The sequence below is a fragment of the Bacteroides caecicola genome, assembly GCF_023337095.1.
GTDB lineage: Bacteria > Bacteroidota > Bacteroidia > Bacteroidales > Bacteroidaceae > Phocaeicola > Phocaeicola gallinarum.
Genome location: NZ_JAMBLM010000013.1, coordinates 1 through 22,589 on the forward strand (window position 1 = coordinate 1; position 22,589 = coordinate 22,589).

The window sequence follows — 22,589 nt, forward strand, 5'->3', positions numbered from 1 at the left end:
TTATCTTTTACAAACCACTTATCCGAAAATGAAATTATTAAAGAAAAAAGTATTCTCAAGTTAAATTACCCACCCCCGTTTTCAGCAAAAACGCTTTTCAGGAGAAGAAGAAACAGTGAGGCCAAGCCGTTTACGCAATCAACTGTTTTACAAGCATTTGATTTACCGAAAAACGCTACCCATAGTTTGCCTTAAAACATGCGGAAGAAATGGAAGATTCTTCCCAATGCGTTCCGTTACACTAAGGCTTGCGTTAATCAAGAGATACAGCCATCATTTTAACCGATGAAATGGCACAGATTTCACATCGGCTTTATCCACAAAGAAAAAAACGTCATCTATTGCTTTATATATAAAGGAATTATTACATTTGCAGAAACCTTACAGCAGATAAAAAAGGGGTTGGGCATGGAAGAAACGTTTGAAACGACATTTAAGAATTTATTCCGCAAATATTACTTCGGACTTCTGTTTTACGCAGAACGCATCGTTGGAGAAGAGGAAGCAGAAGACATCGTTCAAGATGTTTTCGCTGAATTATGGCGTCGGAGAAACGACATCCAGATAGGCGACCAAATTCAGTCTTTTCTCTATCGTTCTGTATATACAAAGGCGCTCAACTGTTTAAAACATCGTGCGATTGTTGAAAACCATAATGCAGAAGAAGAAGCCTTTTATCAAAAAAGGCTGGAGTTTTATCAACCCGACCATTCGGACATCATCCGCCGCATAGAAGACCGCGAATTACACCATGCCATTCATAATGCCATCAACGAACTGCCAGACAAATGTAAAGAAGTATTTAAGCTCAGCTATCTGCACAACATGAAAAACAAGGAGATAGCCGAGATTATGAATATATCTCTGCGTACGGTGGAAGCGCACATGTATAAGGCGTTGAAGTTCCTCCGCAGCAGGCTTGGACATCTTTCGCTCTGATAAAGTTCATATTTTATCAAAAAAATCTCTTTTTTATTTGGTATTTCAAAAATAAGCTCTACCTTTGCATCCGCAATTCGGGGTGTAGCTCAGCCCGGTTAGAGTACGCGTCTGGGGGGCGTGTGGTCGCTGGTTCGAATCCAGTCACCCCGACTGGTGAAAATAAAGGAGTTAAGCGGTTGCTTAGCTCCTTTTTATTTTCCCCCTACAACAAATCTACAACATTTCTATCTCTACAACGCTTCTACAACAAACAAAAACAAAATGGATAGGGAGATATTTCTTTCTTTTTATATCCATTTACTGTAACTCTTTTCATTAGCGTATGTAAAAACTTTCATGTTTTATTGGACAAAACAATAGTTTATTATGATATACGGATACATTAGAGTTAGCAGTGATAAACAGACTGTAGAAAACCAACGTTTCGAAATTAATAATTTCTGTGAACGTGAAAGTTTAAAAATTGATGGTTGGATAGAAGAAACCATCAGTGGTACTAAATCCTATAATAAAAGAGAATTAGGTAAACTACTCAAACAAATCAAAAAGGACGACCTTATAATTTGCGCAGAACTCTCACGCTTAGGAAGGAATCTTTTTATGATAATGGAAATTCTGAACCTTTGCATGAGTAAAGAATGCAGGGTTTGGACAATCAAAGACAATTATCGTTTAGGGGAGGACATCCAAAGTAAAGTATTAGCTTTTGCCTTTGGCTTATCAGCAGAAATTGAACGTAATCTCATTAGCCAACGTACCAAAGAAGCATTATCACGAAAAAAAGCAGAAGGTGTAATTTTAGGTCGCCCCAAAGGGAAGAAAAGTTCTCCTGAAAAATACAAATTATATAAAAAAAGGAACTTGATTCAGGAACTTTTAAATGCAAATATATCTAAACGGAAAATTGCTGTAATATGTAAAGTTGATAGAAATACATTAGCACGCTATATCAAAACCTTTTTGGTAGAAACATAACGAGCATTTTAGTGCAGCAACAGGCTGTGGAGTGTAAATTCGCTTCTTCTGATTCATGGGTGATACTTTCACCTATTGAGCAAAGTATCAAACAAAAAATAGATACTATAGGTACTCCACTCAAAAACTGGAATATTAACATATATCGTGGAGTCCTTACTGGATATAATGACGCTTTCATTATATCTACAGAGAAGAGAAATGAGATATTGGCAAATTGTCAAACAGAAGACGAACGTACCAGAACAGCTGAATTAATACGACCGATTTTAAGAGGACGTGATATAAAGCGATATAGTTACGGCTGGGCGAATTTGTGGCTAATTAATACTCATAACGGCATAAAAGGTAAAATACCTCGCATTCAAATAGAGAATTATCCAGCTATAAAGGCTCATTTAGACCAATATTGGGAGAAAATCTCTACAAGAGCTGATAAAGGTGATACTCCTTACAATCTGCGTAATTGCGCATATATGGAGGATTTTTCTAAGCCAAAAATCGTATGGGGTGAAATCTCCGATAAATCAAAATTTGCTTTTGACTTTTCAGGTGAATATATACCAGAAGCTACTACATTTTATCTTAATGGAGAATATATAGAATATTTATTAACAGCCTTAAACTCATCTGTTTCAGAATGGTTGTTCTCTAAAACAGGAACAACTACAGGTGTTGGTACAATTCGATGGAAAAAATACACAATAGAACAATTAATTGTAGCAAAACCCAACTATGAGCAACAGAAAGAACACCTTGCCGCCTTTGAAAATTTAAAGGCTGGCAAGATGTCTGTCTCTGATTTTAAAGATTTTAGCAATAAATTGATGTACAAGATTTATGAATTAACTAATGAAGAAATACGTGCTATAGAGAATTTATATAATTAATTTCGTCTTGTGTTAAGCCATATAAATTATATACGATATATTCAATTTCCGTATAATTATTATTATCGATTAACCGTTCAATTTGAGCCAGCTCCTTATTTTCGATTTTTAATTGTGGAATAGGAAGCTGCTCAATAAACATTGGTTTATATTCAAAATATCCCCCATTACGAGTGACTCCAAGTAGCTTAATATAAAAATCTGCTATTTTAGAATTAAGAATAGCTAATAAATATTTACTTGCTGGAACAATCATGGAAGATGGTGCGTTAATAAAACTATTATTTTCTACTAAAGCATAATTAGGAGTCAAGTTCAGATTTCCCCATACGATTTTTGGCTTAGAAAAATCCTCCCAATAGCTGATACTATCTTGAATTTCAAACCACTTGTTATTAGTCTTTTTACGAGCCTTAATTTTTTCACCATTAACGATATAGGTCTTTCCAGTCTGTTCAAGCTTTTCAATACCAAATGTCAAAAGATACTGTTTAACCGCTGGATACATTTCTATGTCATAGTGGCGGGAAGGAAAAGTCGCAATAAGATATAAACCAGCCCAATTATAAGCATAACGTTTAATATCACGTCCTCTTAAAATCGGTCGTATTAATTCAGCTGTTCTGGTACGTTCGTCTTCTGTTTGACAATTTGCCAATATTTCATTACGCTTGTCGGTAGTGATAACAAACGCTTCATTAAAGCCTGTTTTTATTCCGTAGTTAATTCGAATATCCCAATCTTTAAGTGGAGTGCCAACTGCTTCTATTTTACGCTTAATACTTTGTTCAATCGCAGATAATATAATCCAGCTATCATTCTCAGCGAAGTTACACTCCACAGCCTGTTGCTGCACTAAAACGCTCAATTTATTTAAGTCATCTGTATTAGAAATAATACAAGCTAATGTATTTTGAGTATAACTTTCCTTCTTTGCTATCAAAATATTAGTTTCAACAGTTGCTGCATCAAATATCTTTATCCCTGCAAAATCAATTAACAAAACAGGATTTGTTTTTGCAATAAAATATTGGCGTAATTCTTTTCCATATCCGGCTCTCATCCACTTATTGGAAGTAATGTAGCATAGGCAACCATTGGGCTTAAGCAAATTCATCCCTTGCTCGTAGAATAAACAATAAATATCTCCAGTACGAACATAAGTTTTATACTTCATTCGTTCTAGGACATCAGCATCTGTACCCATAGATTGCAGTTGAATATAAGGAGGGTTGCCAATAACACAATCAAATCCTATAAAATTTCCATCTGCATCCAATACTTCCGGAAACTCTATACGCCATTCAAAAGCTCCCAAATAAATCTTATTGGAATTGATTTCCTCGAAATAACTTTCCAGTTCTGCTATTTCCTTTTTAACAGTGTCCACTCGTTTCTGCCAATCCTTTTGTTCTTTTTTACTCATTTCAAACAATTGCGGTGCAAGCAAGTTCATCAGCTCCGCCTTACGCTTGTTTAATTTGAGTTTCTTCGGGTCTTTTGCTCCAATTTCAGTAGTAAGTTTGGATTTAATTTCAGCTATCATTGAATCTAACTCCCACTTCTCAGCCTTATCTTGAGCATTCTTGTACTTACTCACCGCATTTCTATACTGGCTGATAGAGATACCCGTTTCTTTTAGTACAGATTTAATGCTATCCGTCAAATCAAAACGATGTACCAGAGAATTACCGCACTTGATATTTATATCAATATTAGGTAAGGTTTCCAGTTCTTTATAATCGCTTTCTGCTGTATAGTAGGCGTTCTTCAATAATTCAATCCACAAACGCAATCTGCATATTTTCACAGAGTTTGGGTTAAGGTCTACCCCAAATAAACAATTCTCGATAATTGTCTTTTTCTCTTTGAACAATGTTTCTTGAATGCGCCGACTTTCCTCGTTCAATGGATTGTATGAAAACAAATTATTGTCTGCATCTGTTACAATCAGCTCATCGTTTTCGATGCAAAATGTATAATCAGATTTTTTGATGCGTTTGCCTTCAGAATCCACTAAAATTCCAAGTTCATATTTCAAACGTATCAACTCATTTAAAGCGGATACGAGGAAGTGCCCTGAACCAACAGCTGGGTCACAAATAGTAATGCTATTTATTAATTGGTTAGCTTGTGGTATATCATCTATTTGATTGTACAAATCAGCAATAGACTTACAATGCCAGTTATAAAAATTATTAAATTTAGTCAGAACGGTATTAACAACAGCTTCACGACACATATACATAGTAATAAAACCGGGAGTAAATACCGAACCATCCTTATGTCCATTGATTTTTTCAAATATAAGTCCCAAGACAGAAGCGTTAATCAAAGTCTTGGCTTCTTCTTGCACTTCCTCACTGCCTTCGCTTGCAAAATTATATGCATCCAAAAAAGCAAACAAATAATTCAAAGTAGGAAGGCTACTGAACTGTTGTTTTTCCTTGTGGTTGATTAATACACTGTTCGTGAATAACGGCAATTCTGTCCGCTGCGACAAGCTGTTTATCTTTATCGTGTTACTTTCAAGTTCGGAGACTTCAAAAAGCGAGCTATTCAAATAAGGGACATATTCGAAATCCTTTAATATGGAAGCCGTCCGTTGATGAACATTCCGTGCCAAAACTTGAAAAAACAAAGTGTTCAAATCATCGAAGTCACGTATCTTCTTTATAGAAAGGAATTTATAGCATTGCTCTCCATTGTGGTATTTCAGCATTTGAGCTTCTAGCAATTTCAAGAACAAGATTCGATTAATCCAAGTAATGCACAGTTCCATAGCGACATTAAACAGGCGTTCTTCTTGCGTGCTTCCATAGGCAACTACATTTGGAACTTTCCGCAAACAATCTTCTGCATCAAGCTGATTGATTGTATTTTCCAACAAAGAAGCTTCATTACGCTGCCCAACAGCTTTACGTACAATGACAATCTTATTGTTTTCTTTTTTCTCTTCAATACCTAGAATATGCAACAATTCTGCATAAAACTTCTTGTTCAAGGAGTTACTGTCATTCTGAAAAGGCAGTTTCAGCAAATGTACATCACTGAATACCTTATACAATTCGATAAGTTTTCTTGAAGCAGTATCATCGCCTAAATATTTAGCGTAAGAACGGATGTCAAAATAAGTATAGTTAAGACTATCTGCAACTTCTTCGATAAATGAAGATGCTATTTCAGAATAAAAGAAGTCTGTTTTACGACTTGTTTTTCTACCATCCTCGAAATCCTGAAATTCTTTCTTCAGCTTTTTATTCTGATAGAACTTTTGTTCAAACTCTTGGGCATCAAAGATAAAATATTCATATACATTGGTTGCTATCAGATATTTAATATCTGTATTTTTCTTGGATATCCTTTCTCTTAAATAATAGAGTAACAATTCTTGAAAAGCTTTCCTATTTAAATTACCAACGGAAATCATTTCGTTTTTGTTGGTTGTACTCTTAACTTCGATTAATAAACCAATATTTGACTTGCTTGTTTTATCTAATCTTACAGCCAAATCTATATCCTCCTCCGGAGCCATATAGTATGGTTTATAAAAAGTATCACTCAAGAAGTTTCTCAAATGTTCTTTTTGAGTTTCTTCTCTTTGACCATCTGATATGGTAGACAATAAAATGTGGAGAGCTTCTTTAAAATGATTGAAATCTTCTGTTTCTATTGCTACTTGTCTGTACGCTTTATTCAGTATCTGATTAGGCTTTAATTGTCCCATAATGTTCTTTTTTAATAAACCGTAAGCAAAGGTAATCTAATTTGTTGATATATACCTCATAACACAAAAAAAGGAAGTATAACTCTATATTACTGATTATACTTCCTTTCTGATAAAAAAATTTCTTTACTTAAGTTTTTCCGCCTCCTGCTGCAACAACCTTGCTTTTTCTAACTTTTCAGCCCTTACCCGTGTACGGCATTCAAAATCCTCCACCTCATTACGGATATTCCTGACGACAGCTTTATTCCTGTCACGATGGAATACCACTTCCAGCGTATCCAATTGATTACCTGAGATGCCACCGTACATTTTGATAAAGCGGTACTTCAAATCATTGTCCGACAAGTCCATGTTCCGCTTGAACTGATAGACATTGCCGACTAAAAGAAGCAAAATTTTCCCAAACAGGACAACCTGCCACAAGAATGTCCGTGAGGCTTTGACCCCCCAAATATGATTGTTGGTATGATGAACCTCTAACTACTGCATTCTCTGTAACTCGTTAGCAATGCGTTCCTGCTCTGAAAATATATCCTTGTTGGTAGCACACAGGTTGGCATATAGATTGTGCATCTCCTTGACACGCACCAGTGTCAGTTCACAGAATTGTAAACATTCAGTAATATATCTCTTACAAGAATGGCTCAAGAGGTCAACAACGTAAAAACATTCTCACTTATTCCTGAAAAAAGAGAAGTCCACCAATCCAATATGGATTAGCAGATTTCTCCCAAAGTGACAACTAAAAATAATGCGTTTTTTGTTTATTTCTTCATATTGGCATCTTCCAGACCATAGTGCTTTTTGGCATCATCTACGCGCAACATCAAAGATATTACTACTGCACATACGCCGAAAATAGCAAAGATGGTCATCGGGATGCTGTAGTTATAGCCGGTTATTGCACCGGAAGTATCGCGAAGGGTGGCAAAATCATCAATCACCCAACCTATCAGCACCGGAACCATTGCAAGTCCGATATTCTGGATATAGAAAATGATAGCGTATGCCGATCCTAACTGTTTCATCGGAATGATTTTGGGCACAGAAGGCCACATGGCACTGGGCACCAACGAGAAGGCGATACCTAATACAATCATAACGACTACCGCAAACCACCAGTAGTTCATCAACGGCAGGGCAAATAAGACATGCACTACTGTCAGCATTACCGAGCCGATAATCATCAGTGTAGCTCCGCGTCCGATACGGTCGTATAACGAGCCGAACACCGGAGTCAGCAAAATAGTACCGAAAGGTAATAAAGCCGGAATCATACCTGCAAACGATTCGGGGACGTCGTATTTATAAATCATCAATTTTGTAGCAAACTTCAAGAAGGGGAATACGCCGGCGTAAAACATCAGACACAGAAGCGTGATCAGCCAAAAACCCTTGCTGCAAAAAATCAGTTTCAAGTCTGCCAAACGGAAACCTTCTTCTTCCGACTGTCCTTCTTCTTGACGCACCGCCAATGCCGAAGCGTCTTCTTTCTTGTCCATCACACAATAAACGAGGAACGAAACGAAGCCGATACACAAGGCTATAGCGCCGAATAATACCGGATAAGAGACATTACCCATCATTCTCGCTACCGAAAGGCTGGCTCCCAAAGCGATTGCCGTACCTATACGTGCCATAGCCACCTGAAGCCCTAATGCAAGCGCCAATTCTTTCCCGGCAAACCATTTTACAATAATCTTCGACACAGTGATACCGGTAATTTCCGCTCCCATGCCGAAGATGGCAAATCCAAGCGCAGCAAGTATTACCTGCATGTTCATGCCGAAAAGCATCGTATCACCAAAGTCGGTCGACAGGGCATACCATTTTATTAACGCTCCGGCAAACATGAAGCCGCACGACATAATACCCGTAAAGCGGATTCCCATTTTATCAAGAATAATACCTCCAAAGAACAGCATCAATAAAAAGACATTGATGTATCCGTAAGCTCCCGAAAAGAAACCATACTCTGTACTCGACCATCCCTCGCCTGAAGCAACCGAACTGATGGTTTTCTGAACCGTTTGCTGCTGGCCGTCTACCGTCTCCATATACTGCAACTCAGCACCTTCTTCCAGCTTTTCAACAGTCAGTTCGGGCGAAGAAAGCGCATTTGCCGCAGCAAAAAGTTCAACTTTACTGATCAAACTATCTGCCGAAATCGATGTATCATCCGTAAAATATACCACCTTACCTTTCGTTGTAAGCAAATTTTCAAGCGGAGACATAACGTCGGTCAGGAAATAACCGCACATCATAGTAAACGAGACAATCATGAGGGCTGTCCACCGCGCTACCCTCGAATCGCTCAGTTTTTGTTGAATCTGTTCTTTCATTCTTTTCTACATTTAATCAATTAAGAAACATTTTTGCTAAAGTTGTTTATCGAAATCTCTTTTTTGTTTAAAAAATCGAGACAAAGATAATGTTTTTTCACCTTTTTTCTTTCAGATTACAAAATAAGTTCTAACTTTGTCCGAAAAGTAAACACGAATCAGAGAACCAAAACTATAAAATTATGAAAAAGACTAAGAGATTGGCGGTATGTGCCGTATTAGGTGGAAGTGTATTGTTTTCATCTTGTATTGGCTCGTTCGGATTATGGGGCAGCCTGAAAGATTGGAATCAAAACATCGGAAACAAATTCGTAAATGAAATCGTATTCCTTGCGTTCCACATCATTCCGGTTTATGAAGTGGCTTACTTGGCCGACATCATCGTTCTTAATTCCATCGAATTCTGGTCGGGTTCTAACCCGTTGGCAGAAGTAGGTACGACGCGAACCATCGAAGGCGAAAACGGTGAATACTTAGTACGTACAAACGAAGACGGTTACACCATTACGAAAAAAGGTGAAGAAGGAAAACAGCTTGATTTGGTATACAATCAAGAAAAACGTACATGGAATGCGGTTTCTGAAGGTCAAAGCTTCGAACTGATTACAATGAACGAAGACGGTACGATTACCTATAAACAGCAAGACGGTACACCGGTAACTGTTACTCCCGATGCATTCGGATTATCAACCATGCGTTGCGCTACCGGAAACTCTTTGTTTTTCGCTGCAAGATAAACTATTTTTCATCATAATAAAGGCACGGGGCTATCAAGAACTCCGTGCCTTTATCTTTTACTCAACGCTGAGGTATATCTACAAATGATTCTTTACGACCTTTCAAATGTTCTGAAAAGAAATCAACCATCCTCCAGTAAAAATACTCGTCCATATCACCAAAGCCGTGACGCTGTCCGGGCAGAATCAACATTTCAAAACGCTTGTTGGCACGAATCAGGGCATTTACCACACGAATCGTATTGCCCGGATGTACATTGTTGTCTATATCGCCGTGTACCAGCATCAGGTGGCCTTTCAATTGTTTCACGATTTCCGGATTAGTGGCAATCTTATAAGCAAACGTCGTGTCTCCCTTTTCTGAAATTTCTTCTTTTACTCCGTGATGGGTTTCGCTCCACCAGCGGTTATAGATACGGTTATCGTGATTTCCGGCACACGAAACTGCGGCTTTATAGAAATCGGGATACTGACAGATGGCTGCCGTTGACATAAATCCTCCGCCCGAATGTCCGTGGATTCCTACTTTATTGACATCGATAAACTTATAACGCGCCGCAAGCTGTTCTACTGCCGCTTTGTGATCGGCAAGCGGATAGTCGCGCATGTTTCCATAACCATAATTGTGATACCATTTGGAACGGCTGGGATGTCCGCCGCGTTGACCTACCGATATCACGATGAAACCAGCCTGAGCCAAGCGGTCGGTACGAACGCTCATGCGGGTAAACGGATAGTACACAGCCTCAACCTGCGGGCCCGGATAAACGTAATCGATGATGGGATATACTTTGGTAGAATCGAAGTTATAAGGTTTATACATTACTCCGTAAAGGTCGGTCACACCGTCGGCAGCTTTTACCGTAAACAGTTCGGGGAACTGATAACCGGCTGCCTGTAACTGTGAGAAGTCGCTTTCTTGAATCGTCATTACTTTGTTGCCGTTTCGGTCTATCAAATCGGCACGGGGGATGGTATTTACCCGCGAATAGTTATCCACGATGAAACGCGCCTCATCGTCTACCTCTACCTGATGGAAGAAATCTCCCTCCGTCAGCCGCTTCAGTCCGCTCCCGTCAGCATTTACTTTATATAAATGTTCATAGTAAGGATTCTCCCCTTTCTCGCGGCCGTTTGCCGTAAAATAAATGGTACGTGCAGATTCATCCACCTTTACCACACGCTCTACATGCCATGCACCTTTCGTAATGCGGTTTTTCAGGTTTCCTCTGTCGTCATACAGATACAAGTGCGCCCATCCGTCACGTTCACTCCACTGAATAAATTCTTTTCCACCGTTGAAAATATAAACAGGTCTCGTTTCCTGATAGGTGTTCATTCGCTCTTTCACCACGGGAACAATCGAATCTTGCCCGATGGTGTAGGTACAAACATCAATGCGGTGCAAGTCACGGCTGCTGCGGGTCAGGAAGAAACGGTTATTATCTCCTTGCCAAACAGACGGAATGAACTCCATGTCGCGCTGCCGCTGCTCATACGGCTTATACTCCAAGCCTAAGGTTTGGTTTTTCCATGCCGAAACCTTAATCTCCTTACGGCTGTTGTCTGTCATGTCAAACAAATACAGATGTTCTTCAGGAGCCTCCATTTCGCCCGGCATCTGATATTTATACGTTTCCAGCGTAGGACGAGGTTCTGCCACGGAGTTAATCACCCACAACGGTTTCACTGCCCGGTCGTCAGACACAATGGTTACGAAATGCTTTGAGTCGGGCGACCAGCATCCCCATACGCCTCTCCGTTTGCCGTTACACAGCGTATCAGTGTTTAACATGCTATACGGAATGCCGTACCCGAAATCCGGAGTACCGTCGGTAGTCAGTTGCACCTCCACTATCGTGCTATCCTTTTCATCCTTCTGCGCCTTGCGATAATCATCAATGCTCATACGATACAGGTTACAGTCTTTCGCATACACCACCGTCTGTCCGTCGGGCGAAACCGAAGCCCATCCCAAACGTTTGGGTTCTTCCTCGCCGTTTTCCAGCCATGTCAATTTACGTGTCGGATAATCGTAAGAGAAATAAAAGACCTCCTTCTTGTTCTTATCCTTCGCCTTTTCATCTTTCTTCGGTTTCGCATCGCGCGAAGACTCCACCTCGAAAGTAAACGTCCGTCCGTCTTCCTTCGCTTTCAGGTTACGAATCGGCAAATGACGCGCCTCGAACGGGTCTTTTACAATCTCGGTCAGTTGTGCCGCCATTTCATCACGGTCGAACAACGACTCTTTGCTTCGCGAAGCCGGGTTAACCACATACCAGAAAGTTCCTTCGCTCGTTTTATACTCAAACCAAAAGCAATTTCCTTTCTGAAACCAATGCGGGTCTACGGTAGTAGAAAACAACATGGTCTTCAGTTTTGCTCCCGTAAATTTTTCCGCCTGCAAATATTCAGGCAAACGCTCTTGCGCTATCAAAGGCGTATACAGTATTCCGCCTGCAATCAAAACAGTAAAAAATAGTTTTTTTAGATTCATTAATTCATACTTTAAAATCCGATGCACAAAGATACACAAATCTTCACACATAGTCTGTCCTTACTCCTGTCGAAACAAGGTTTTCTGTTATTTATATCCTTATTTTCAGCAAATTCGGTTTACCCATCCAGACTGCTGAAAACATCCGCTTGTTTTACTTAACGCAAGCGGATGTTTTCAGTGACACAAGCGCATGTGTATGACAACACAAGCGGTTGCATTTTTGGTAACAAATAGCTGGATAAAATAATCATCTTAAATGCAGTTACTTTCTTCATTCTTTTATGAAAAAAATTTAAAAAAAATCGGGCGACCTGATATACAGACCGCCCGAACAATAAAAAACCACCTACTTAATTAATACCCCGGATTCTGCTGATCGGCTATTACTGCATTACCCTGCAATTCAGACAACGGAATAGGCATCAGCCAACGGAAGTTGCCTACATCAAGAGTTTTCTTGATAACCGGTTTATACAGCGATTTGCCGAAACGACGCATATCAAAGAAACGGTGTCCTTCATAACATAATTCCCGGCGACGCTCTAACAGCAATTCTTCCATAAACTCATCAAGTGTACCGTAGTTAGCGTCTGTCCAACCCTCGATACGCTCTTTACGCAACTCGTTTAACAAAGTATTCGCCTCGCTCAAATCTGTATGTGCAATGGCTTCCGCTTTAATCAACTGCATTTCAGAAGAACGAAGTATTTTTTCGTCTGCCAGCCCTACGTTCGATTCAGTTCCTTTATATTTATTTACACGCTTGACAGGAACTCCGTCACGATCCACCCCGTCGCCAATAAAAATGCCCAAACGGATATCTTCCGGAGTGTAATCGGCTATCAGTTCCGGTGAAGGTTCGAACGCACTACTGTTATCTGCACTCCAGAAAATCGTACCGATGGTTTCTTCGCCCACCATTCGTTTTAACTTCCAGATTACATCCGCATCACTGTCGTCACTCCAAATAGCAGCATATTCATTCATCGTTGCCAAAGGTTTTTGTTTTAACGCATCATCGGCATATTTATACGCTTGCTGGTAATCTTTTTTATACAAATAAATCCGAGCCAGTAAAGCATCGACAGCCGCTTGTGACACGTACGACGGGTCATCAGGAGCAACCTGTTCTAATAACGGTCGAGCCTCTGTCAAGTCTTGAATCATATACTCAAAACATTCATCTACCGTGTTACGTCCCGGAGTTTCTAACACAACAGGTGTTTTCACATACGGAATACCATAAGAACTGCCATTTTCGATATCAGAGAAAAACAGCAACAACTGCAAACTGTTATAAGCCCTCAACACCTTAGCCGTAGCTATGCTGTTGTTCTTAGAGGCTATTTCTTCGTCAGTCTCGGCCGGTACATTTTCTGCACCTTGCAAAATGCGGTTTACAAGGTTTATAACACTATACTCTTTCGACCAAATATCATTATGCTCACCCGTAGAAGCCGTATAAGTCCATTGATATGTATCATCTCCTGCACCACCATTCTGTCCGCCTTTAATGACATCATCCGACAAAACAGCTGTTACACGGACAATCTGTTTCATTGACATCTGTCCATACGCTCCTGTTACAGTTTGTTCCAAAGAAGAAACCGAACTGTAAATTGCGCCATCGTCAATCTGATCTGTGGGAGTCAAATCCGTATAATTACAAGATGAAACCCCTGCCATCATGCCTGCAATAACAAGACTTTTATATAATGCTTTCATAATAATCGTATTTTAACAAGTTTAGAAATTAATGTTTACTCCAAAAGTTACAGATATCGGAGTAGGATAAGACATATAATCTGTATCACCGCTAACTTCAGGGTCCATTCCCGAATATCCGGTCACAGTAAACAAGTTTTCTCCCTGACAGAACAAGCTAATAGACTGGAATAATTTCTGCTTCTCTAACAGTTTATGCGAAGGTGTCCATGACAAACGTAATGTTTTCAAGCGCAAGAATGAGGCATCTTCCAAGAACTGAGAAGCCCACGGACTCGGATTGTTCTGGGTGTCGAACCGGGGTACTGTAGTTATATCACCCGGTTTGCGCCACATATTCAGCATGTATGCAGGCTTATTACCATTGAAATTATGATTATCCACATACCAGCGGGTAGCATTCATAATATAGTAGTTCAAGGCATAAGTGAAACTTGCCGAAAGCGAAATACCTTTATAGGTAAGATTGGTATCAAAACCGCCGAATACAGGAACTTCTGATGATTTAAACTTATCAACAAAGGGTGCTTGTGAAATATCTTCGGTTTTTCCGCCTTTTTGATCATAGAACCATACTTCACCCGTTTCCGGATTTACTCCTGCCCATTCTACCATGTACCATGTACCCAAAGGTTTGCCAACTTCATACAAATAATCTCCATTCACAAATTTGTTGTCTTCATTAGCCCATGTACCCAAGTCGGTAATCTGATTCTTATTATACGTAATATTAGCTCCGATATTCCATTCAAAGTCTGCCGTACGGATAGGTGTTCCGCTTATTGACAATTCAATACCTGTATTGCGAATAGAACCGGCATTTGTTTTTATTTCACTAAAACCGGATGTCTGCGAAATTTTCTTATCCATCAACAAATCTCTTGTATTCTTTATATAGAAATCTGCCGAAACATTCAAACGGCTATCAAACATGCGTAAATCGGCTCCCAGATCAAATTGCTCAGAGGTTTCCCATTTCAAGTCGGCATTACCCAAAACGCTGTGATAATATCCCGAAATTCCATTATACGAAGTTTTAGAATATCCGTTAAATGTCCCGAAATCACTGATACCATCCTGATTACCGGTTGTACCATAACTGGCACGCACTTTCAACTGATTGATTTTCTCAAAACGGCTCATGAAATCTTCTTTACTGATATCCCAAGCAGCTCCGACAGACCAGAATGCTGCACCTTTATTGCTTCCTATAAATTTAGAAGACTCATCGTAACGCACACTTGCAGAGAAATTATATCGGTCTTTCAAAGTATAATTCCATTGAGTGAAGAATGACATCAAGTTACTATGCGTTTTACTTCCTCCGATAGTAGGCGGATTATCCGATGCTCCAGTCTTATCTCCAATACCAGCCGGCGAATCCATCATAAATGGGTCTAAATCATATCCTGTTTGATTAAAAGCAGAATACACACCATCATATAATTCGAATCCTGCGACACCAGACAAAGAGTGAATATCGTTAAATGTCTGTACAAAATTCAAGGTATTAGTCCAAGTATAGCGGCGCATATCTGAAGTAGCTTGTGACATATATCCATGATTAGAAACAGCTTTCGGGTGCTCACGGTCTAATGTACTTGTTGTTTTCCGTCCATAGTAATCCATACCGAAATTAGTTTTAAACCGTAACCAATCCGTTATATGAATATTCAGATAAGCAGAACCAACCAAACGCAACAAACCTTTTTTACGGTGATAATACTTAGTTATCAGCGTCGGATTATCTCCATTAAACCAATTATCGGGATCTTCATACGGATAAGCCAGATAGGTAGTAAACCACGGATTCATCCAGCTCTGTCTATTACCACTTTCATCATAATCAGGGTCGGATAACTTGGTATCTGAATAACCGATGTTGGCACTTACACCGAAATCGAAAACCCGACTAATCTTATGGTCTAAATTAAAACGTCCGGAATAACGGGTCAGACCCGATTCTTTTAAGATACCATCTTGCTTCAAGAAAGAACCGGATACATAAAATTTAGTTTTTTCATTACCTCCGTTAACCGACACATTATGTTCCATAGAGAAACCGTTTTGTGTCATCAGGTCCAAATAATCAGTATCCGTAGCACGAGCCGTAGCCAAACGGTCACGTCCGGCATCCAATTCTGCCAACTCACTTGCGGTAATCGTACCTTGCTGTTCTTTCATTTCAAGACTAAGCAAATGCATTAACGGATATTGATTGGAGTCCGGATTCTGTTCTGCGCAATAAGTTTGATACAATATATTTTCAGCCCCTGTCATCATCCGATTCTTTAACCCGCGCATGATAGAAGTCCCTAATTTCAGATTATAGTTTACTTGTGTACGTCCTTCCTTTCCTCTTTTACTGGTTATCACAATCACACCATTAGAGCCGCGCGAACCGTAAATGGCCGTCGCCGAAGCATCTTTCAGCACTTGAATATCAGCGATATCATCAGCATTCAACGAAGCAAACTGAGCCGCTTCAATCATCACTCCGTCTAAAATATAAAGAGGTGTATTGGAGCCATTGATTGAACCTGTACCACGAATACGAATCTTAACATCGGCTGTTCCCGGCTGTCCAGATCCGGTAGAAATCATCAAGCCGGCAACTTTTCCCTGCAAACGGTCTTCCAATGTTGCAGAAGTTTGATCGGCTATTTTTTCACTTTTTACCATATCTACCGCACCGGTCAGCTGACTTCTTTTTACCGTATTATAACCAACCACAACAACTTCTTGCATATTAATAGCTTCTTCAAACAGCGTAACATTGACCGTTGAGCGAGAACTGACGTCTACACTTACAGTTGAATAGCCGATATAAGAAACTTGCAATTTATTCTTACCTGCCGGTACATCTATCGAATACTTTCCATCCAAATCAGTTATCACTCCTGTTGATGTACCTTCCACAACAACCGTAGCTCCAATAATCGGAACGTTTTCCTTATCCAGTACCACACCTGTTACAGTACGAGCCTGCTGAACAATTTTTGTTGCCGGTAAAGACATTTCAGCAGGAGAACTCCATCCGGCAGCAAAAGATGTTCCTAAACTGCCACAAACCAACATAGCCGCTAAGGATTTGTAGTGCATCCCCTTCATGGAATGCACCAAGAGTTTTGTTTTCATATTTTTATTACATTAAAGGTTAATAACTAAAGGGTTAACGATTAACACTCTGTTTCTTATATAAAGCTGTTTTTCCCGGCAAAGAAATAGACTGAGGAATATCTTCTTTCGAAATGCCACGTTTGTAATTGGGCTTTTCGCTCATTACGAAATGTAATTCAACCCCGTTTTTTATGTCATCGTACGTCAGATAAGATTTGCTGTATTTCTTTCCGTTTACCAACAATTCTTTGACATAAACGTTGGTTGCCGACCAGTTTTCGGTGGTCATCCTGATTTGCTTACCGTTACTTAGGGTTAAGGTCAAACCTGCGGCACACGGCGAACCGATGTTATACACATTCGAAGAGGGGGCTACCGGATAAAAACCAAGACAGTTGAACATATACCATGCCGACATCTGTCCACAGTCGTCGTTTCCGCTCAAAGACCCCGGTTCGTTTCCGTAAAAACGGGATGCGATTTCGCGTATCCACTTCTGGCATTTCCACGGCTGCCCTAAATAGTTGTAAAGATAGGCTATGTGGTGACAGGGCTCGTTGCCGTGCCAGTAACCTCCAATACGTCCTTGAATATCGTGAGCACCGGGGATGTCATCGGGTAATTCTACCGTAAAGAGTTCATCCAACCGTTTCTGAAAGAGCTTCTTCCCAGCCAGATTGATGTATCCCTGTACATCGTGAGGCACGTACCATGTATACTGCATCGTAAAACCTTCGGTTATGTCGCCCCATCCGTTTACCGAGCCCGGTCCCTGATAAGCTATCGGACTGAAGGGCGTACGCCAGTTACCTTGCGTGTCCCTACCCCGCATGTACTTTGTTTCCGGGTCAATCAACGTCTGGTATGAAAGCGAACGGTTCAGGAAGTAGTGGTAATCGTCCGTTTTTCCCAACGCTTTTGCCGCTTGTGCGATGCAATAATCATCGTAAGCATATTCCAAAGTCTTAGAGACAGATTCGGCTTCTTTATCGAAAGGTACGTAACCGTTTGCACGGTATTCAGGCAGACAATCGAAATGTTCGTTCATTGCCGTGGTTTTCATTGCTTCGTAAGCCCGTTCGTAATCAAAGCCTTTCACTCCTTTTACTATCATATCTGCCAATACCGACACGGCGTGATAACCTATCATACACCATGTTTCGTTTCCGTAGAACGACCAAATCGGAAGCATCCGTTCCACACTCTTGTCATAATGTGCCAGCATGGAGTTGGCAATATCCGCATTTACATCCTGATGCACCAAGTTAAACCACGGATGCAGGGCGCGATACGTGTCCCACAACGACAGGGTGGTATAGTTCGTAAAGCCTTCTGCTTTCTCGATATTCTTATCCAGCCCGCGGAATTGCCCGTCTGAATCTTGAAAGACAAACGGATGAAGAGCGGCGTGATAAGCCGATGTATAAAAAGTTTCTTTCGTCTTGCGGTCGCCTGTCAGCTGATATTTTCCTAACTCTTCTTCCCAAAGGGCCACGCCTTTTGCTTTCAAAGCATCAAAGGTCATGCCGTCCAGTTCGCGCAGGTTTCCGCGTGCTCCGGCGGTGCTGACTGCCGAGACAGCTGTTTTCACCGTCACGGTCTCGCCTTCTTGGGTATCAAAAGAGATACATGCCATCAGGTTCTTCCCCCAAGCCTCGTAACTGCTCCGAAAGCGGGAAGTATTATAAATCACCGGCTTCTTGTCTTGCATGAAGCGCAGGTTCTTCAACTTTTTCGAAAATACGGCGGTAAAATAAACATGGCGTTCGGGTCCCCATCCTTTTACCAGTTTATAGCCGGTTATTGTTGAATCATTCTCCATCCGCAGGTTCGCCCATTCGCAACTCTGCCACAGGGTATGATTCATGTCAATCATGATAAACGCTTGTTCCGACTTGGGATAAGTGAAACGGAACATGCCGCTACGCAGCCCGGCGGTCATCTCGGCTTTTACTCCATAATCATCCAATTCTACCGCATAATAGTTGGGCGATGCCCATTCTTTGTCGTGCGAATAACGGGAACGATAGCCTTCATCGGGATTTTCGCGCGTTCCGGGGTCAAGTTTCATTTCACCCGTTCCGGGGATGAAAAGAAAGTCTCCCAAATCCGGAATACCTGTCCCGCTCAAGTGAGTCAGGCTGAAACCCAATATGGAAGTATGGTTATACTTATAACCGGCAGCCGCATCATAAAATTTCGAATCGGTATCCGGACTGATTTGGATTCCCCCGAAAGGAATCTGCGCACCGGGATATACATTGCCGTATCCGTCTGTCCCCACCAATGGCCTGACGTATTGTGTCAGGTTTTCAGCGTTGAGCAGGCAGGGAAACAAAAGCAATCCCACACCTATTTTTATTTTCTTACTCAGTTTCATGGTTACTTGGTTTCTTGGATGTCGCCTACGGCTACTTGGTATTCATGCCATAACTCGTCGATGTCGTATTGGTCGCCCAATGCGTATTTGATTCCGCCGTTAAATGACCACGGCACTACCTCTAAAGTGCTCCGATTGAATTTGCGGAGAAATTCCTTGTCTTTGTTGTCGCGCAGCCAGACAAAGAAGTAGCCTGCCGTGCGATAACCGTCCATGTAGTTTCCGCCTTTCGGACGGGCATCCGCCGTAAATCCACCGTTCGCCACACGCACTGCGTCTGCCATACCTTCGATGAACGCCCAAAACACACGGCTGTTTCCATAATTGCCGATACCTTGCGGCTCCAACTGGTAGGCGTGTGTCAACTCATGGAGCAACACGCCGCGAGTCTCAAAAAACAGCTTAGCCGTATCGTTTTGTGCAAACGATTTTTCAATGTGGCGGGTACTGTAAAAAATGCTCACCACCCCGTTTCCTCCGCCTTTGGCAGAGATTCCGTCGATATCTTCCAATGAATAATGAATCGTATCCACGGGTACGATGCTGTCATTCGGAGAGTCGTATAAGGTAGCCAATACCGCACGGGCTTGTTCGGCTATATAGCTTTGAGGGTCGGTTACGATACGGTGATAGATTTTCGACCCTTCAGTTTGAGGAGCTTGATCATCGAATACAATGTGTCCTACGGGGTAGTTATCCCACGTAGCAACCGCCTCAACCGGGGTTTCTTGTGTTTGTTTCTGGTTTCCACATGCCGACATGCCTATCAGCCCCAATACCATTCCTGCAATAAAATAATGTGTCTTCATCTTCTTATTTAATTCCATTGGTTAATGAATAAGGTTTCTCTTCCGGTTGCTGTCCGCGCTTCTTGTCGGGACGGCTGCTCATCTCGTACTCCCAAACTCCGCCTTTCAACAAATCGGCATGAGTTACGTACAACTTATCGTACCGCTTGCCGTTGATCCGCAATGACTTCACGTAACGTTTGCTGTCGCTCACGCCCGGCGCTTTTATCTCCAGCGTATTTCCGTTGGGCAATTTCAGCTTCAGATACGGGAAATAAGGAGCACCCAATACATATTGGTCGGTTCCCGGACAAACGGGATAAAAGCCCATTACCGTAAACATGTACCAAGCCGACATCTGTCCGCAGTCATCGTTCCCGCTCAGTCCGTTGATGTCATTGCGATACATGCGGTCGATTATTTCGCGTGTCCAGAATTGCGTTTTCCACGGTTCCGAAGTCCATGCGTACAGATAAGGGATGTGATGGCTCGGTTCGTTACCGTGAACGTAGCCTCCTATCAAGCCTTCTTCCGTAATGTCTTCATTCTTTTCGTAATACATCTTGTCGAGGTGCATTTCAAACAAATCATCCAGTCGCTTCACAAATGTCTTTTCACCGCCCATCAGGTCTATCATTCCGTACACATCGTGGGGAACGTGGAAAGAGAAATTCCACGAATTACCTTCTATAAAGCCCTCGCCGTGTGTTTGCAGCGGGTCGAAATCTTTTTTAAAGCTGCCGTCAGCGTAACGGGGGCGGGCAAAACCGGTTTCTGCATCGAACACCGTGCGGTAATTCAACGCACGTTTATAATAACGGTCCGCCACCTCCTTGTTTCCCAAGCGCAAGGCAGTCTGGTAAACCGTCCAGTCGTCATACGAAAACTCCAGCGTTGATGAAACTGCCGTACTGCTTTTTTCAAACGGAACGTAGCCCAAGCGTTTGTAATCGCCTATATGTTCATAATAATCCACATTCGAAGTTTCTACCATCGCTTTCAGGGCTTCGCCTGTCCGTGTGGTATATACGTTTTTCACAATGGCATCCGCCAATACCGAAGTGCCATGATAACCGCCCATACACCAGTTTTCGTTTCCCATCAGGCTCCATACCGGAAGCATCCCGTGAACACTTTGCTGCTGATGGCAAACCATCGATTCTACCATGTCTGCACCCTTGTCCGGAGCTATCAGATTCAGGAAAGGATGTTCGGCACGATACGTGTCCCACAATGAGAATACGGTGTAATTCGTAAAGTCTTTTGCCTGATGGATGTTATGATCCAATCCGCGGTAAGCACCGTCCACATCCATATAAACGGAAGGATTAATCATCGTATGATACAGCGAGGTGTAGAACATGGCTTTCTCGTCCTCAGTACCCTCTACTTCAAACAGGCTGAGCGCACCGTTCCAGCTATCGGCTGCCGAAGCTGCTATCTGCTCAAACGTTTTTCCGCCTGCTTCGGCTGCCAGATTCTTCAGAGCGCCCTCCGTACTGACGGCAGAAAGAGCGACTTTGACAACCAACTCAGGTGAAGCCGAAGTATCGAAATTAAAATAAGATACGATAGAGCGTCCCGTCATTTCAGGGAAGTTTTTCTCCATATTGAAGCGTCGCCAAAAACCAGTGTACATCGGTTTCTTCTTATCCACATAGCCGTACTCTTTTACCGGCTGAGAAAAAGAGATGGCAAAATACGTATAGTTGGTACGTGCCCACCCGTTGGTTATGCGGTATCCCGTAAGCAAGGTATCGTTTTCTACCCGCAGGTTTGCCCAGAGCACTTTTCCGTCGTAATTATAAATGCCATGAGTCAAATCCAGAACAAGATGCCCGTCGGTAGCTGCGGGAAACGTATATTTATGTACACCCACGCGGGGAGTGGCGGTAAGCTGGGCTTTTACCCCGTAATCATCCAACTTGACTTCGTAATATCCTGCCGATACACGCTCGGTAGCATGGCTGTAACGTGAACGGTAACCTTCTTCGGGATGAGAAGCCCGTCCGGGATTCAGTTTCAGTTCGCCCGTGGCAGGCATGATAAGAATGTCTCCCAAATCAGAATGTCCTGTACCGCTCAGGTGGGTATGACTGAAGCCCACAATCGTAGGGTCGGAATACTGATAACCGGCACAATATTTATAAGCATCTTTCTGGTATTCTCCGTTCACATTATGGGGAATCGTATCCGTGTCCGGACTCAACTGCACCAATCCGAACGGAACACAAGCACCGGGAAACGTATGCCCCATTCCATTCGTACCGATAATGGGATTGACATAATCAGACACACGCTCCGATTGCGCTAAAACCGGAAGAGCAACGATACCGGCAGCCAAACAATATACAAGTTTCCGTAGCATATTATAAACAATAAGGTTTTTTAAAAGGTTGTTTTCATTTTCACTTTCACAAAATTAGAAAGCTCTGCTTCTATAAGTTTCCTCAAAAAAGA

The 22,589-nt window shown here is 41.6% G+C and carries 14 protein-coding genes and 1 tRNA gene; 6 read left to right on the forward strand and 9 right to left on the reverse strand.

Translation table 11 applies throughout. The features are described 5' to 3' along the window. The 5 genes from M3085_RS11615 to M3085_RS11635 all read left to right on the forward strand — a co-directional run. Positions 1-195 (forward strand): hypothetical protein (locus tag M3085_RS11615; protein WP_249053080.1); only part of this gene is annotated, 195 nt, incomplete at its 5' end. Between the two features lie 213 nt (positions 196-408). Beyond that, positions 409-939, forward strand: coding sequence for an RNA polymerase sigma-70 factor (locus M3085_RS11620; protein ID WP_249053081.1), 531 nt, complete (start codon positions 409-411; stop codon positions 937-939). A 78-nt stretch (positions 940-1,017) separates the two neighbouring features. Next, positions 1,018-1,092 (forward strand) — tRNA-Pro (locus tag M3085_RS11625). Positions 1,093-1,308: 216 nt separating this feature from the next. Beyond that, on the forward strand, positions 1,309-1,917 hold the full coding sequence (locus M3085_RS11630) for a master DNA invertase Mpi family serine-type recombinase (protein WP_249053082.1): 609 nt from the start codon (positions 1,309-1,311) through the stop codon (positions 1,915-1,917). 11 nt (positions 1,918-1,928) lie between these two features. After that, positions 1,929-2,807, forward strand: coding sequence for a TaqI-like C-terminal specificity domain-containing protein (locus M3085_RS11635; RefSeq protein ID WP_249053083.1), 879 nt, complete (start codon positions 1,929-1,931; stop codon positions 2,805-2,807). Here the strand turns inward: M3085_RS11635 and M3085_RS11640 are convergent. From M3085_RS11640 to M3085_RS11650, 3 genes are all read right to left on the reverse strand, one after another. Next, positions 2,785-6,534 carry an Eco57I restriction-modification methylase domain-containing protein gene (locus M3085_RS11640; protein WP_249053084.1) on the reverse strand — a complete coding sequence of 1,250 codons (3,750 nt, stop codon included), beginning with the start codon at positions 6,532-6,534 and terminating at the stop codon, positions 2,785-2,787. The two genes, M3085_RS11635 and M3085_RS11640, sit on opposite strands and share 23 nt — an antisense overlap. Positions 6,535-6,660: 126 nt before the next feature. Further along, positions 6,661-6,930: a hypothetical protein gene (locus M3085_RS11645; protein WP_204500917.1), complete on the reverse strand. Its 270-nt coding sequence runs from the start codon at positions 6,928-6,930 to the stop codon at positions 6,661-6,663. A gap of 371 nt (positions 6,931-7,301) precedes the next feature. Then, on the reverse strand, positions 7,302-8,879 hold the full coding sequence (locus M3085_RS11650; RefSeq protein WP_249053085.1) for an MFS transporter: 1,578 nt from the start codon (positions 8,877-8,879) through the stop codon (positions 7,302-7,304). A gap of 182 nt (positions 8,880-9,061) precedes the next feature. Here M3085_RS11650 and M3085_RS11655 point away from each other — a divergent pair, with 182 nt between their 5' ends. After that, positions 9,062-9,616: a DUF3332 domain-containing protein gene (locus M3085_RS11655; protein WP_178257054.1), complete on the forward strand. Its 555-nt coding sequence runs from the start codon at positions 9,062-9,064 to the stop codon at positions 9,614-9,616. Positions 9,617-9,677: 61 nt separating this feature from the next. On the opposite strand, the gene M3085_RS11660 is transcribed toward M3085_RS11655, so the two are convergent. The 6 genes from M3085_RS11660 to M3085_RS11685 all read right to left on the reverse strand — a co-directional run bounded on the left by M3085_RS11660 (position 9,678) and on the right by M3085_RS11685 (position 22,497). Beyond that, the gene (locus M3085_RS11660) at positions 9,678-12,113 is read right to left on the reverse strand and encodes a S9 family peptidase (protein WP_249053086.1); all 2,436 of its coding nucleotides are present in this window, start codon (positions 12,111-12,113) and stop codon (positions 9,678-9,680) included. 357 nt (positions 12,114-12,470) lie between these two features. Then, positions 12,471-13,841 (reverse strand): RagB/SusD family nutrient uptake outer membrane protein, encoded by a 1,371-nt coding sequence (locus tag M3085_RS11665; protein WP_249053087.1) that lies wholly within the window; start codon positions 13,839-13,841, stop codon positions 12,471-12,473. Between the two features lie 21 nt (positions 13,842-13,862). Further along, entirely contained in the window at positions 13,863-16,979 is a 3,117-nt protein-coding gene (locus M3085_RS11670) for a SusC/RagA family TonB-linked outer membrane protein (protein WP_178257051.1), read from the reverse strand. A 34-nt stretch (positions 16,980-17,013) separates the two neighbouring features. Further along, positions 17,014-19,341: a GH92 family glycosyl hydrolase gene (locus tag M3085_RS11675; RefSeq protein ID WP_249053088.1), complete on the reverse strand. Its 2,328-nt coding sequence runs from the start codon at positions 19,339-19,341 to the stop codon at positions 17,014-17,016. A 2-nt stretch (positions 19,342-19,343) separates the two neighbouring features. Further along, the gene (locus M3085_RS11680) at positions 19,344-20,150 is read right to left on the reverse strand and encodes a basic secretory family protein (RefSeq protein WP_204500929.1); all 807 of its coding nucleotides are present in this window, start codon (positions 20,148-20,150) and stop codon (positions 19,344-19,346) included. 4 nt (positions 20,151-20,154) lie between these two features. Beyond that, positions 20,155-22,497, reverse strand: a complete 2,343-nt coding sequence (locus M3085_RS11685; RefSeq protein WP_249053089.1) for a GH92 family glycosyl hydrolase — start codon at positions 22,495-22,497, stop codon at positions 20,155-20,157. Positions 22,498-22,589 lie beyond the last annotated feature (92 nt).

What these genes read in the sequence shown, in the direction of transcription:
- M3085_RS11620 (WP_249053081.1), top strand. Translation starts at nt 409, where the DNA reads ATGGAAGAAACGTTTGAAACGACATTTAAGAATTTATTCCGCAAATAT.
- M3085_RS11630 (WP_249053082.1), top strand. Translation starts at nt 1,309, where the DNA reads ATGATATACGGATACATTAGAGTTAGCAGTGATAAACAGACTGTAGAA.
- M3085_RS11640 (WP_249053084.1), bottom strand. Translation starts at nt 6,534, where the DNA reads ATGGGACAATTAAAGCCTAATCAGATACTGAATAAAGCGTACAGACAA.
- M3085_RS11650 (WP_249053085.1), bottom strand. Translation starts at nt 8,879, where the DNA reads ATGAAAGAACAGATTCAACAAAAACTGAGCGATTCGAGGGTAGCGCGG.
- M3085_RS11655 (WP_178257054.1), top strand. Translation starts at nt 9,062, where the DNA reads ATGAAAAAGACTAAGAGATTGGCGGTATGTGCCGTATTAGGTGGAAGT.
- M3085_RS11660 (WP_249053086.1), bottom strand. Translation starts at nt 12,113, where the DNA reads ATGAATCTAAAAAAACTATTTTTTACTGTTTTGATTGCAGGCGGAATA.
- M3085_RS11665 (WP_249053087.1), bottom strand. Translation starts at nt 13,841, where the DNA reads ATGAAAGCATTATATAAAAGTCTTGTTATTGCAGGCATGATGGCAGGG.
- M3085_RS11670 (WP_178257051.1), bottom strand. Translation starts at nt 16,979, where the DNA reads ATGAAAACAAAACTCTTGGTGCATTCCATGAAGGGGATGCACTACAAA.
- M3085_RS11675 (WP_249053088.1), bottom strand. Translation starts at nt 19,341, where the DNA reads ATGAAACTGAGTAAGAAAATAAAAATAGGTGTGGGATTGCTTTTGTTT.
- M3085_RS11680 (WP_204500929.1), bottom strand. Translation starts at nt 20,150, where the DNA reads ATGAAGACACATTATTTTATTGCAGGAATGGTATTGGGGCTGATAGGC.
- M3085_RS11685 (WP_249053089.1), bottom strand. Translation starts at nt 22,497, where the DNA reads ATGCTACGGAAACTTGTATATTGTTTGGCTGCCGGTATCGTTGCTCTT.